We start from the raw sequence: 13431 nt of genomic DNA, 5'->3' as shown, positions 1-13431 counted from the left end.
AGCTGGAGGCGGGCTGAGTGTCTATCGAACTGCTGATCGAGCACTACGGCCTGTTGGCGATATTTCTGGGCGCGGCCTTCGAAGGCGAAACAGCCGCCTTCCTTGGCGGCGTGATTTCCCACCGCGGGCTGCTAACCTATTGGTCGGCATCGCTTGCAGCAACGGCAGGATCCTTCGCCGGCGATCAGTTCTGGTTCTTCGCCGGCCGTTATGCCGCTCGATGGGGTCTCGTCCGCCGGCTGATGGAAACGCCGGCTCTGGCACGCGCAACCCGGCTTCTGGAAAGATATCCCACCGGCTTCATCCTTGCGTTTCGTTTTCTGGTCGGGTTGCGGACGATCAGCCCGATCATCATCGGGACGACGCAAATAGCGACCGGTAAATTCATCATCCTGAATGCCGTGGCTGCGCTTGTATGGGGGCAGCTGTTCACGGCGCTTGGTTATCTCTTCGGGCACGGCATCGAACAGACATTGGGCCACCTTCCGCTTCATCGCCATCTGCTGATTGCAATCGGAGCCGCGGCTGTCGTCGCAGGCGCGGCTCTTGCCTTTCGCAAGATAAAACTGAGCGCCAGGCACTCATAGAAGCACTGTGCGCCCTATTCCATCACGATCTGCAGCTTCACGTCGCTCGGCCGGGCCTCGACGGCGCGCTCAAACGCCGTGATCGAATCTTCGAACTTAAAGGTCTCGGATATCAGTGGCTTCAGATCCACGCGTCCCGAGCCAAGCAGCGCGATCGAGCGCTCATACTGGTGCGCGTAGCGGAACACCGTCTCGATGCGGATTTCCTTGGTGGATGCCGTCGAGACGTCGAAGCCGATCGGATTGACCGGCAGGCCGACGACGACAATGACGCCACCCGGGCGCGGCAGCGCCATGATCGTCTCCCAGGCCTTCGGCGAACCGGAGCATTCGAAGACGACATCGGCGCCCCAGCCGTCGGTCAGCCGGCCGACCTCTTCGACCAGGCTCTTCTCGCGGATATTGACCGGAATGACACCCTGGTACTGCGCGGCGATATCGAGCTTCGGCTGGGCGAGATCGGCGACGATCGCGCGGGCGCAGCCGCCGGCAAGGGCCGCGATCGCTACCATCGTGCCTATCGGCCCGGCGCCGAGGACGACGGCAGTATCGCCCGGCGTAATCTTCGCCTTGGCGGCCGCCTGCATGCCGACGGCGAAGGGCTCGACCATGGCGCCTTCGGCGAAACTGACATTGTCGGGCAGCTTGAAGGTATAATTGGCGGGATGCACGACCTCCGGCGTCAGCACGCCGTGGATCGGCGGAGTCGCCCAGAACGTGACGGCCGGATCGATATTGTACATGCCGAGCCGGCTTGCCTTGGAATTCGGATCGGGAATGCCGGGCTCCATGCAGACGCGGTCGCCGACTTTCAGATGCGTGACGCCGGCGCCGACCTCGACCACCGTGCCGGCCGCCTCATGGCCGAGCACCATCGGCGCGTTGACGATGAAGGGCCCGATCTTACCGTGGGTGTAATAGTGCACGTCGGAACCGCAGACGCCGACGGTGTGGATTCTGATCTTCACCTCGCCGGGGCCGGTTTCGAGCGGCAGATCGATATCGCGGAGCGCAAGCTCATGCTGGCGCTCGAGAACAAGCGCGCGGACTTTGGTCATCGTCGGTTTCCTTCCCTAATGGCTTGCCCATGACTCCATCGGGCAGCGTCGAAGGCGACTATAAGGCCCGAAGCCTTCCCAATTCAACCAGATTGCAAAGGCTTTTGCTCAACAATTGATAAAATGCTCACGCAGATTTGCCGGAGGGTACAGCACTGGCAGCGGCCCGCCCGAAAACTGCGCCAGCCTGGTCCGACGCGAGTGGCCCGTAAGGGCATTTATAAGATTCTTATATTGATGGCCTGTCGCCCGTCTCGAACCTTTATGCGCTTCGGCTCCATATTGCTGTCCGAGAGATCGAAAGATCATCTCCACGCCAGAAAGCATGAAAGGCGGCCTCCCAGCGCCCTTTGTCTTGTCTGACTCCAAGAAGAACAACAGGAGTCACGATCATGATGGATATCATTCTACTCGCCACGGCGATCATATTCTTCGCGCTGTGCTTTGCCTACACCCGAGCCTGCGACAGGCTTTGACAGGAGAACCGACGATGACCCTCGATTATGTCTTGAGCGGTGCCGTAACCGTGTTTCTCACCGTTTACCTCACCTACGCTCTCCTTCGCCCAGAACGCTTTTGAAGAGAACTGGCGCTTCCGGGGTCGCGCATGCGCGACCGAGAAGCAGCCGGGTATTGAAAGTTTACCTCCATGACCCTCAACGGATGGCTTCAGATCCTGCTTTACTGCGGGATCGTCCTCGTGCTCGTCAAACCGCTCGGCGGCTACATGACGCGTGTCTACAATGGCGAGCGCACATTCCTCTCCCCGGTCCTCGTTCCGATCGAACGGGGGCTTTACCGTCTTGCGGGCACCAGCGAGCGCGAGGAGCAGCATTGGACCTCCTATGCCTTCGCGATGTTGCTGTTCAACCTGCTCGGTATCCTCGTGCTTTATGCGCTCCTGCGCCTGCAGGACATCCTGCCCTTTAATCCGGTCAACATGGCCGCCGTCCCGCCGGAGCTTTCGTTCAACACCGCCGTCAGCTTTACCACAAATACCAACTGGCAGAACTACGGCGGCGAAAGCACCCTGTCCTATCTGACCCAGATGGCCGGTTTGACGGTGCAGAACTTCCTGTCGGCCGCGACCGGCATGGCGATCGCTGTCGCCTTCATCCGTGCCTTCTCGCGCGCTTCGGGCAAGGCGATCGGCAATTTCTGGGTCGATATGATCCGTGGCACCTTCTACATCCTGCTGCCGATCTGCATCGTGCTCACGATCGTTTACGTCTATCTCGGCGTGCCGCAGACGCTTGGGCCCTATGTCAATGCGACCACGCTCGAAGGCGCGCAGCAGACGATTGCCGTCGGGCCTGTTGCATCGCAGCTTGCGATCAAGATGCTCGGCACCAATGGTGGCGGCTTCTTCAACGCCAATTCGGCCCATCCGTTCGAAAACCCCGATGCGATCTCCAACCTCATCCAGATGGTCTCGATATTCGCGATCGGTGCGGCCCTTACCAACGTCTTCGGCCGCATGGTTGGCAACCAGCGCCAGGGCTGGGCGATCCTTGCCACGATGGGCATCCTGTTCATCGCCGGTGTTGGTGTCACCTATTGGGCGGAAGCTGGCGGTAACCCGCTGATGCACGCCTTTGGTCTTGGCGGCGGCAATATGGAAGGCAAGGAAGTCCGCTTCGGTCTCGCCCTATCCTCGCTGTTTGCGGTCATCACCACAGCTGCCTCGTGCGGCGCGGTCAATGCGATGCATGGCAGCTTCACCGCACTTGGTGGCCTCATCCCGCTGATCAACATGCAGCTCGGCGAAGTCATCGTCGGCGGTGTCGGCGCGGGCTTCTACGGCATTCTTCTCTTCATCATCGTCGCCGTCTTCGTTGCCGGCCTGATGGTCGGGCGCACGCCGGAATATCTCGGCAAGAAGATCGAAGCGAAGGAAATGAAGATGGCCGTTCTCGCCATTCTCTGCCTGCCGCTCGCAATGCTGGTGTTCACCGCGATCGCCACGGTGCTGCCCTCCGCTGTCGCCTCGATCGGCACCGCCGGCCCGCACGGCTTCTCCGAAATCCTCTATGCCTATACCTCGGCTGCGGCCAATAACGGCTCGGCTTTCGGCGGCCTGACGGGCAATACGCCCTGGTACAACATGACGCTCGGCATCGGCATGCTCGCTGGCCGTTTCCTCGTGATCATCCCGGCACTTGCCATCGCCGGCTCGCTGATCGCCAAGAAGACGGTTCCGGCCTCGGCAGGCACCTTCCCGACGGATGGTCCGCTCTTCGTCGGCCTGCTCGTCGGCACGATCCTGATCGTCGGCGGTCTGACCTTCTTCCCGGCACTGGCGCTCGGCCCGATCGTCGAACACCTGGTTGCGATCGCGGGGCAGACCTTCTGAGGTAATGTCATGATCCTCCGTCATAGGCTCCGCAAAGCCCTCCATCCACGTCCTGGTAGGCCGGGACGTGGAAATGGCCCGATGGTCCGCGCCTCCGACATCATCCTGGTGATGATGGCAGGCCTCCTCGTCATCGCCGCCATCTTCAAAATCCTACAGGGCTGACCGGCTTCCGGTTCGCCATCCTCGTTTCAAAGCTGGAGTCTCTTATGAGCCAGGCAAAATCCGCGAGCGTCATGGATTCTCGCATCCTCATTCCGGCCGTGGGGGCCGCTTTCAAGAAGCTCAACCCCCGCGCGCTCGCCAGAAATCCGGTCATGTTCGTCGTGGCCACGGTCTCGGTGCTGACCACCGTCCTCTTCCTGCGCGATCTGGTGGCGGGCAACGGCAATCTCGGCTTCTCGTTCCAGATCAATCTCTGGCTCTGGTTCACCGTGCTGTTTGCCAATTTCGCCGAAGCCGTCGCCGAAGGCCGCGGCAAGGCGCAGGCGGATTCGCTGCGCAAGGCGCGCACCGAAACCCAGGCCAAACTGCTCACCGCCAACAATGGCAGCGGCTACCGCATAGTTCCGGGCACCAGCCTCAAGGTCGGCGATCTCGTGCTCGTCGAGGCAGGCGACATCATCCCGTCGGACGGCGAAGTCATCGAAGGTGTGGCCTCCGTCAACGAAGCGGCGATAACAGGCGAATCCGCCCCTGTCATCCGCGAATCCGGCGGCGACCGCTCGGCCGTCACCGGCGGCACGCAGGTGCTTTCCGACTGGATCCGCGTGCGCATCACCGCGGCTGCCGGCTCGACCTTCATCGACCGGATGATTGCGCTCGTCGAAGGCGCCGAACGCCAGAAGACGCCGAACGAGATCGCGCTCAACATCCTGCTCGCCGGCATGACGCTGATCTTCGTGCTCGCCACTGCGACGATCCCGAGCTTTGCCATTTATGCCGGCGGCTCGATCCCGATCATCGTGCTCGTCGCCCTCTTCGTCACCCTGATCCCGACGACGATCGGCGCACTGCTGTCGGCGATCGGCATTGCCGGCATGGACCGCCTCGTCCGCTTCAACGTGCTCGCCATGTCCGGCCGCGCGGTCGAAGCCGCCGGCGACGTCGACACGCTGCTGCTCGACAAGACGGGCACGATCACGCTCGGCAATCGCCAGGCGACGACCTTCCGTCCGGTCCGCGGCGTTTCCGAACAGGATCTCGCCGATGCCGCCCAGCTCGCCTCGCTTGCCGACGAAACGCCGGAAGGCCGCTCCATCGTCGTGCTCGCCAAGGAGAAATACGCGATCCGCGGCCGCGATATGGCAAGCCTCAAGGCGACCTTCGTGCCGTTTACCGCCCAGACGCGCATGAGCGGCGTCGATCTCGAAGGCGCCTCGATCCGCAAGGGTGCGGTCGATGCCGTGCTGACCTATGTCAACGGCGACTCATCCTCGAAGAACGGAAGTGAAGTCGTACGCGAACTGCAATCGATCTCCGACGACGTCGCCAAATCAGGCGGCACGCCGCTGGCCGTTGCCCGCGACGGCAGGCTGCTCGGCGTCATCCAGCTGAAGGACATCGTCAAGGGCGGCATCCGCGAGCGATTCACCGAGCTTCGCCGCATGGGCATCCGCACGGTGATGATCACAGGCGATAACCCGCTGACGGCAGCCGCCATCGCAGCCGAAGCCGGCGTCGACGACTTCCTCGCCCAGGCAACACCGGAGATGAAGCTGGCGCTGATGCGCGAGGAACAGTCAAAGGGCAAGCTCGTAGCCATGTGCGGCGACGGCACCAACGACGCGCCTGCACTTGCCCAGGCCGATGTCGGCGTCGCCATGAACACCGGCACCGTCGCCGCCCGCGAGGCCGGCAACATGGTCGATCTCGACTCGGACCCGACGAAGCTCATCGAGATCGTCGAGATCGGCAAGCAGCTCCTGATGACGCGCGGCGCGCTGACGACCTTCTCGATCGCCAACGACATCGCCAAGTACTTCGCCATCATCCCGGCGATGTTCCTGACCTTCTACCCGCAGCTCGGCGTGCTCAACATCATGGGATTGTCGACGCCGCAAAGCGCCATCCTCTCGGCGATCATCTTCAATGCGCTGATCATCATCGCGCTGATCCCGCTGTCGTTGAAGGGTGTCCGCTACCGTCCGATCGGCGCCGGCGCGCTGCTGTCGCGCAACCTGCTGATTTATGGTGCCGGCGGCATCATCGTCCCCTTCATCGGCATCAAGGCGATCGACATGGCTGTCGCAGCCCTCGGCCTCGCCTAAGGCCTGGAGCCATCCCGGTTCCGAGAGGATCGGAACCGGAGCTCTTCGCAAAAGAACACTCCAAGGAGTAAGACAATGTTGAAAGAACTTCGTCCGGCAATCGTCATGATCGTCGCCACTACCGCCATCACCGGCCTTCTCTATCCGCTCGCCATGACGGGTGCTGCACAGGCCCTTTTCCCGGCCCAGGCAAACGGCAGCCTGATCGAGAAGAACGGCCAGGTGATCGGCTCGACGCTGATCGGCCAGGCCTTCACCAGCGACAAGTATTTCCACGGCCGCCCCTCGGCCGCCGGCGACGGCTACAATGCCGCTGCCTCCAGCGGCTCGAATCTCGGCCCGACCAGCCAGAAACTGATCGACCGCGTCAAGGGCGACTACGAGGCCGCCAAGGCGGCGAACCCGACGGCCGAAGTGCCCGCCGACCTCGTCACCGCTTCGGGCAGCGGCCTCGATCCCCATATCTCGCCGGAGGCCGCCTATTTCCAGGTACCGCGCGTCGCCAAGGCACGCAGCATGGATGAAGCCAAGGTCAAGGCACTGGTCGACGGCGCCGTTCAAGCCCGCGAACTCGGCATTCTCGGCGAACCCACGGTCAATGTTCTGGCGTTGAACCAGACCCTTGATGCTTCTATGACTCAGTGACCTTGCCAGGCTGGGCGCACCCGTTCCTTCCCATCCGCGGTAGCGCCCGTCCCGGCAGGCATTTGCAGAAAGACCACACGCATGCCAGACGACAATCGCGACCAGGCCGGCAGGCCATCGCCCGATGCGCTTCTCGAAAAAGCCCGGGCCGAAACGCGCGGCCGTCTGAAGATCTTCCTCGGTGCCGCCCCCGGTGTCGGCAAGACCTATGAGATGCTCGTCTCCGGCCGCGCCAAGATCGCCGATGGTCTCGATGTCGTCATCGGCGTCGTCGAAACCCACGGCCGCAAGGAGACCGAGGCGCTCGTCGCCGGCTTCGAGATCATCCCCCGCGTCGAAATCAGCTACAAGGGCCGGCCGCTCGAGGAAATGGATCTCGACGGCATCCTCGCCCGCAGGCCGGATCTCGTGCTGGTCGACGAACTCGCCCACACCAATGCCGAGGGCAGCCGCCATCCGAAGCGCTATCTCGACGTCAAGGAATTGCTCGATCGCGGCATCGATGTCTATACGACGCTGAACATCCAGCACGTCGAAAGCCTCAACGACGTCGTCTCGCAGATCACCCGCATCCGCGTGCGCGAGACGGTGCCGGACTCGATCATCGACCTTGCCGACGACGTCGAGATCATCGACCTGACGCCGGATGATCTCATCAAGCGCCTGCATGACGGCAAGGTCTATATGGCGCGCACCGCCGAGCGGGCGCTCACCAACTACTTCACCCCCGGCAACCTGACGGCGCTGAGGGAACTTGCGCTGCGCAAGACCGCCCAGCGCGTCGACGACCAGCTGCTCACCCATATGCAGGCCCATGCCATATCCGGCCCCTGGGCGGCGGGCGAGCGCGTTCTCGTCTCGGTCGACCACCATCCGCGCTCTGCCTCGCTGGTGCGTTATGCCGCCCGCATGGCCTCACGCCTGCGCGCGCCCTGGGCTGCCGTCTATATCGAGACCAACCGTTCGATCAATCTGACCGAAGCCGAGCGCGATACGGTCGCCGCCACGCTGCGTCTTGCCGAGCAACTCGGCGGCGAAGCGATCACCCTTCCCGGCCGCGAAGTCGCCGAAGAGCTTGTCCGCCACGCCACCGCCAACAACGTCACCCATATCGTCATCGGCGCCCCGAAGAAGCCGACATGGCGGGACTGGTGGAGCCGCTCGATCACCGACGAGCTGATCCGTAGGGCCGGCGAGATCAGCGTCCACGTCATATCGGGCAACGAGAAGGACGGCACCACCACACGCGGCGTCAAGGCCGCCGTCACCGCGCCGCCACTGGATTTCAGGGCCTACCTGCTGGCGACCTTTTATGTCGCAATCGCGCTCGGCGTCAGCGTCGTGCTCGACCAGGTGCTCGACGTGCGCAACCTTGCCCTCGTCTTCCTGATGGCGGTGTTGACCTCCGCCGTTCTCCACGGCCTGCGGCCGGCCCTTTATAGCTGCATCCTCAGCGCGCTGTCCTTCAACTTCTTCTTCCTGCCGCCGCGCTACACGCTGACGATCAGCGATCCGGAAAGCGTGCTTGCGCTCTTCTTCTTCCTGGGCGTCGCGATCATCGCCAGCAACCTGACCGCGACCGTGCAGCGCCAGGCCGCCGCCGCCCGCCAGCGGGCGCGCACGACCGAAGACCTTTATCTCTTCTCGAAAAAGCTCGCCGGCACCGGCACGCTTGACGACGTGCTCTGGGCAACCGCCTTCCAGCTTGCCTCGATGCTGAAGGTCCGCGTCGTGCTGCTGCTGCCGGAGGAAGGCACCATCGCCGTCAAGGCCGGTTATCCGCCCGATGATACGCTCGACGATGCCGATATCGCCGCCGCCCGCTGGGCCTGGGAGCACAATCATGCCGCCGGCCGTGGCGCCGACACCCTGCCCGGCGCCAAACGCCTTTACGTGCCGCTCCGGACGGGGCGCGCCGCCGTTGGCGTCATCGGCCTCGACAGCGACCGCCGCGACGGACCGCTGCTGACGCCCGAGCAGCAGCGCCTGCTCGATGCGCTGGCCGACCAGGCAGCCCTTGCCATCGAGCGCGTTCAGCTCGTCGCCGATGTCGACCGGGCAAGGCTTGCGGCCGAGGCCGACCGGTTGCGCTCGGCCCTGCTGACTTCGATCTCGCACGATCTGAAGACACCGCTTGCCGCCATCCTCGGCGCCGCCGGCACACTGCGCGATTATTTCGCCTCGATGCCGGAGGAGGATCGCAGCGACCTGCTGTCGACCGTCGTCGACGAATCCGAACGCCTCAACCGCTTCATCGCCAACCTGCTCGACATGACCAAGATAGAATCCGGCGCGATGGAACCGAACCACGCGCTGCATTATGCCGGCGATATCGTCGGCAGCGCGCTACGCCGGGCCACGAAGATCCTCGATCGCCACAAGACCGAGATGAGCATTCCCGCCGACCTGCCGATGGTGCGCGTCGATCCCGTCCTGTTCGAGCAGGTGATCTTCAACCTGCTCGACAATGCTGCGAAATACGCACCCGAGGGATCGGTGATCCATATCGAGGGCTGGGCCGATGCCGACAACGTCGTCTTGCAGGTCTCGGACGAAGGCCCGGGCATTCCGCCGGCCGATCTCAGCCGCGTCTTCGACACCTTCTACCGCGTACGCAAGGGCGATCAGGTGCGCGCCGGCACCGGGCTTGGCCTTTCCATCTGCCGCGGCTTCATCGAGGCGATGGGCGGCACGATCACCGCAGGCAACCGGACCGGCCGCCCGGGCGCCGTCTTCACCATCCGCCTGCCGAAACCCAACGACATTCCGAAACTGGATGAACTCAAATGACCGGTTCAGCCGTCAAAATCCTCGTCGTCGACGACGAACCTCCGATCCGCAAGCTGCTTCGCGTCGGCCTGACCGCGCAGGGCTACGAGGTGCAGGAGGCGGCGAATGCCCGCGCCGCCCGTCAGTCGGTCGCCGATGACATGCCCGACCTCATCGTGCTCGACCTCGGCCTGCCCGACAAATCAGGCCACGACCTGCTGCAGGAGTGGCGCGACGAAGGGCTTTCCATGCCCGTCGTCATTCTGTCCAGCCGCACCGACGAGGCCGGCATCGTCAGGGCACTGGAAAGCGGCGCCGACGATTACGTCACCAAGCCCTTCGGCATCAACGAACTCGGCGCCCGCATCCGCGTGGCGCTACGCCACCGCCTGCAGCAGCAGGGCGAAAAGGCGATCTTCCAGACCGGCGGGCTGTCGATCGATCTCGTCAAGCGCATCGTCAAGGTGGACGGTAACGAAATAAAATTGTCGCCGAAGGAATACGACATCCTGCGCGTGCTCGCCCAGCATGCCGGCAAGGTGCTGACACACCAGTTTCTTCTAAAGCAGATATGGGGGCCGGCGGCTGACGTGCAGTATCTGCGCGTCTATGTCCGGCAGCTGCGGCAAAAGGTCGAGCAGATTCCGGACCAGCCGCACTATATCACCACGGAGACCGGCGTCGGCTACCGGCTCAGGGAACCGGACTGACCTACTTCCCTCCCGCTGCCCGAACAGTATCGAGCCCGAACAGCATCGAGAATGACATGAACCTTCCCAACATCATCCGGCCGGAACACACTTTTATCGGCGTGTCGGCGCCGACCAAATGGCGCGCGCTGCAGACCGTAGCCGAAAAGGCCGCCAAGGCTTTCTCCGTCGACGGCCAGACCATCCTGAAGGCGCTCGAAGGGCGTGAGAAGCTCGGCTCGACGGGAATCGGCAACGGCATTGCCATCCCGCATGCGGCGATCGACGGCATGACCAGCCCGCGCGGCCTGCTCATCCGCTTTGCCCAGCCGCTGGATTTCGAGGCGATCGACGATATCCCGACCGACATCGCCTTCGTGCTGCTCTTCGGAGAGAACAATCGCGGCGAATATCTGAACGTGCTTTCCGCCATCGCCAGGCGGCTGCAATCGGACGGCGTGCTTGCCGCCATGCGCAAGGCAAGAACGGTCGACGAATTCTATTCCGATTTCATCGCCGATTCACGTGTGTGACGTCCAAATTCAATAGCGAGAGCATGATGTCGCCCGAAAACCGCTCACACTTTTCGGCATCGTAAAAAAGGCGCGGCCCGAAGGCCGCGCCCGCTCGTCTGCAATCAGACTATCTTAGAAATCGCGCTGGAAGCGCAGGAAGCCGAACACTTCGTCGTCACCTTCGTCCTCATCGTGATATTGCACGCTGAGCTTCGAACGCAGGTCTTCGACGATCTGGTAGTCGATGGTGACACCGGTCGTGTAGGCGCTGCCGCCGGTGAAGCCGTTGCCGTCAGCCTCGAGAGCGATGTTCTCGAAGTACTGGAAGCCCGGGGTGACCGACCACTTGTCGTTGACCTTCAAGGCATATTCTGCTGCGATCGTCCATTCGGACTCTTCGTAGTAGTAGTTGGCGCCGCTTGCCCATACGCCGGCAATGCCGAGCGTGCCCGGGCCGATGTCGGCATAGACGATACCGCGGACAGCGACTTCGCTGGTATCGGTGTCATAACCGGCAAGCAGGTAAGCGCTGATGGCGCCGGCCTTGTAGGAGACCTGGCCTGCGACACCAAAGTTGTTCGGGCCTTCGCCCGGCTTGGTGGCGTAGTCTTCTTCGAGTTCGTCGACCGAAATGCCGGCCGCGAAAGCACCATTCTCGTACTGATAACGGATCGAGTTGTGGGTCGTCTCGTTGCTGGCGAGCGTATCGGTCTCGCCGCTCATGTCGTCATCCCACCAGCTGTACAGTTTACCGGCGCGGAAACCGGCAATGTCGAGATAGCCTTCGTCGAGCAAAGCTTCCTGATCTGAGGCGTTGTCGACATTGTAACGCAGGGTGATGACGCCGGTGAGCGTACCGTACTCGGTGTCGTTCTTGGTCTGGAAGGTGACCTGACCACGAGTCCAGAAATCTACGTCGGAATCGCCGGAGATCTGCTCACCGAAGCGCACTTCGGTACGGATGTAACCGCCGATCGAAAGGCATGTTTCCGTCCCCGGAATATAAAAATAGCCGGTACCGTAGGCGTCGCAAACGCGAACATATTCCACGGGCTCGGGTTCCGCTGCCACGATGGCGTCGGCTGCGCGGGCTCCGGAGGCCGCGGCAAGGGCGGCAACGGAGGCAAAAAGGATAGTTCTGATATTCATTTTGAATGGCCCTTAACAGGTTTGGAATGCGAGGCGCACTTCAAGGGTTGCCCCCGCGTTACGGTCAGCGAATACGGCCGCAACGGAGGCCATATAGGAATCCGCAAGTGTCATCGCGGGAAAATCTTGGCAAAAATCTGCGTCACCATGTCGTTTTCGTGGAGGAACTGTGGCCAAAAAAACACGGCCCTGCGGCGGGCAGCGCCGGCGACCGATTGGCCGCGGCCAACTTCGGCACTTCCATTTCCAAATTGCCCCTCAAATGGAATGGCATTCTAACAGCCATGCCGGAACCGGAAGAACCTTTGTTTCATTATACGACTGAGTTGATAGAGTTAAGAGAGAAAACAGGAGGGTTCCCCATGCAGACACAACGGCTCACCCGGCTCCTCGCGGCGGCGGTCATGGCAGGCAGCTTCGCGATCGGAAGCATTGCTCCGGCATTCGCAGATCAGACGATTCTTAACGTTTCCTACGATCCGACCCGCGAATTGTATAAGGATTTCAATGCCGCCTTTGCCGCCAAGTGGCAAAAGGACAGCGGTGAAACCGTGACGATCCAGGCTTCGCATGGCGGTTCCGGCGCCCAAGCCCGCTCCGTCATCGACGGCCTCGACGCCGATGTCGTGACACTTGCCCTGGAAGGCGATATCGACGCCATCGCCAAGGCGACCGGCAAGATCCCGGCCGACTGGAAGACCAAGTTCCCCAACAATTCGACGCCCTATACGTCGACGATCGTCTTCCTCGTCCGCAAAGGCAACCCGAAGGGCATCAAGGATTGGGGCGACCTGGTCAAGGACGACGTGCAGGTGATCACCCCGAACCCGAAGACATCTGGTGGCGCCCGCTGGAACTTCCTTGCCGCCTGGGCATGGGCCAAGCAGGCCAATGGCGGCGACGAAGCCAAGGCGCAGGACTACGTTGCAAAACTGCTGCAGCACGTCCCGGTCCTCGACACCGGCGCTCGCGGCGCCACGACCACCTTCGTCCAGCGCGGCCTCGGCGACGTGCTGCTCGCCTGGGAAAACGAAGCCTATCTTTCGCTCGAAGAACTCGGTCCCGACCAGTTCGAGATCGTCACCCCGGCCTTCTCCATCCGCGCCGACCCGCCGGTCGCCATCGTCGACGGCAATGTCGACAAGAAGGGCACGCGCAAGGTCGCCGAAGCCTATCTCAACTACCTCTATTCGGACGAAGGCCAGAAGATTGCTGCCAAGCACTACTATCGGCCGACCAAGCCGGAAGCCGCCGATCCGGCTGACATCGCCCGCTTCCCGAAGCTGACGCTCGCGACCATCGACGACTTCGGCGGCTGGAAAGACGCACAGCCGAAATTCTTCGGCGACGGCGGCGTATTTGACCAAATCTACAAGCCGGCCCAATAATAGATTTC

The 13431-nt window shown here is 62.5% G+C and carries 11 protein-coding genes; 9 read left to right on the top strand and 2 right to left on the bottom strand.

Annotation, left to right across the window (positions count from 1 at the left end):
* Positions 1-17 precede the first annotated feature (17 nt).
* A complete protein-coding gene (locus tag OLZ32_RS03930) occupies positions 18-587 on the top strand; it encodes a DedA family protein (protein WP_264419666.1) in 570 nt (189 codons plus the stop codon).
* Between the two features lie 14 nt (positions 588-601).
* On the opposite strand, the gene OLZ32_RS03925 is transcribed toward OLZ32_RS03930, so the two are convergent.
* Positions 602-1645 carry an NAD(P)-dependent alcohol dehydrogenase gene (locus OLZ32_RS03925; protein WP_264419664.1) on the bottom strand — a complete coding sequence of 348 codons (1044 nt, stop codon included), beginning with the start codon at positions 1643-1645 and terminating at the stop codon, positions 602-604.
* Positions 1646-2135: 490 nt separating this feature from the next.
* Here OLZ32_RS03925 and OLZ32_RS03920 point away from each other — a divergent pair, with 490 nt between their 5' ends.
* The 7 genes from OLZ32_RS03920 to OLZ32_RS03890 all read left to right on the top strand — a co-directional run bounded on the left by OLZ32_RS03920 (position 2136) and on the right by OLZ32_RS03890 (position 10904).
* Positions 2136-2225, top strand: a complete 90-nt coding sequence (locus tag OLZ32_RS03920; protein ID WP_003547774.1) for a K(+)-transporting ATPase subunit F — start codon at positions 2136-2138, stop codon at positions 2223-2225.
* 69 nt (positions 2226-2294) lie between these two features.
* Positions 2295-3998 (top strand): potassium-transporting ATPase subunit KdpA, encoded by a 1704-nt coding sequence (gene kdpA, locus OLZ32_RS03915; protein ID WP_264399215.1) that lies wholly within the window; start codon positions 2295-2297, stop codon positions 3996-3998.
* A gap of 209 nt (positions 3999-4207) precedes the next feature.
* Entirely contained in the window at positions 4208-6268 is a 2061-nt protein-coding gene (gene kdpB, locus OLZ32_RS03910) for a potassium-transporting ATPase subunit KdpB (protein WP_264419641.1), read from the top strand.
* Between the two features lie 75 nt (positions 6269-6343).
* Entirely contained in the window at positions 6344-6913 is a 570-nt protein-coding gene (gene kdpC / locus OLZ32_RS03905) for a potassium-transporting ATPase subunit KdpC (protein WP_264419639.1), read from the top strand.
* 81 nt (positions 6914-6994) lie between these two features.
* Positions 6995-9703, top strand: coding sequence for a sensor histidine kinase (locus OLZ32_RS03900; RefSeq protein ID WP_264419636.1), 2709 nt, complete (start codon positions 6995-6997; stop codon positions 9701-9703).
* Entirely contained in the window at positions 9700-10392 is a 693-nt protein-coding gene (locus tag OLZ32_RS03895) for a response regulator transcription factor (RefSeq protein WP_003547754.1), read from the top strand. Before OLZ32_RS03900 ends, OLZ32_RS03895 begins: the two co-directional genes overlap by 4 nt.
* Before the next feature lie 56 nt (positions 10393-10448).
* Entirely contained in the window at positions 10449-10904 is a 456-nt protein-coding gene (locus OLZ32_RS03890; RefSeq protein WP_264419634.1) for a PTS sugar transporter subunit IIA, read from the top strand.
* A 114-nt stretch (positions 10905-11018) separates the two neighbouring features.
* Here the strand turns inward: OLZ32_RS03890 and OLZ32_RS03885 are convergent, their stop codons facing one another.
* Positions 11019-12035 (bottom strand): porin, encoded by a 1017-nt coding sequence (locus OLZ32_RS03885; protein ID WP_221955889.1) that lies wholly within the window; start codon positions 12033-12035, stop codon positions 11019-11021.
* Between the two features lie 362 nt (positions 12036-12397).
* Here OLZ32_RS03885 and OLZ32_RS03880 point away from each other — a divergent pair, with 362 nt between their 5' ends.
* Positions 12398-13423: a sulfate ABC transporter substrate-binding protein gene (locus OLZ32_RS03880; protein WP_264419629.1), complete on the top strand. Its 1026-nt coding sequence runs from the start codon at positions 12398-12400 to the stop codon at positions 13421-13423.
* Positions 13424-13431 lie beyond the last annotated feature (8 nt).

Source organism: Rhizobium acaciae (genome assembly GCF_025941625.1).
In the GTDB taxonomy this organism is placed as follows: domain Bacteria; phylum Pseudomonadota; class Alphaproteobacteria; order Rhizobiales; family Rhizobiaceae; genus Rhizobium; species Rhizobium acaciae.
The sequence above is the reverse complement of the archived record's forward strand: the minus strand, read 5'-3'. Positions and strand labels throughout refer to the sequence as shown.

Coding starts and splice junctions, on each gene's coding strand:
- OLZ32_RS03925 (WP_264419664.1), bottom strand. CDS start 1,645: ATGACCAAAGTCCGCGCGCTTGTTCTCGAGCGCCAGCATGAGCTTGCG.
- OLZ32_RS03920 (WP_003547774.1), top strand. CDS start 2,136: ATGACCCTCGATTATGTCTTGAGCGGTGCCGTAACCGTGTTTCTCACC.
- kdpA (WP_264399215.1), top strand. CDS start 2,295: ATGACCCTCAACGGATGGCTTCAGATCCTGCTTTACTGCGGGATCGTC.
- kdpB (WP_264419641.1), top strand. CDS start 4,208: ATGAGCCAGGCAAAATCCGCGAGCGTCATGGATTCTCGCATCCTCATT.
- kdpC (WP_264419639.1), top strand. CDS start 6,344: ATGTTGAAAGAACTTCGTCCGGCAATCGTCATGATCGTCGCCACTACC.
- OLZ32_RS03900 (WP_264419636.1), top strand. CDS start 6,995: ATGCCAGACGACAATCGCGACCAGGCCGGCAGGCCATCGCCCGATGCG.
- OLZ32_RS03895 (WP_003547754.1), top strand. CDS start 9,700: ATGACCGGTTCAGCCGTCAAAATCCTCGTCGTCGACGACGAACCTCCG.
- OLZ32_RS03890 (WP_264419634.1), top strand. CDS start 10,449: ATGAACCTTCCCAACATCATCCGGCCGGAACACACTTTTATCGGCGTG.
- OLZ32_RS03885 (WP_221955889.1), bottom strand. CDS start 12,035: ATGAATATCAGAACTATCCTTTTTGCCTCCGTTGCCGCCCTTGCCGCG.
- OLZ32_RS03880 (WP_264419629.1), top strand. CDS start 12,398: ATGCAGACACAACGGCTCACCCGGCTCCTCGCGGCGGCGGTCATGGCA.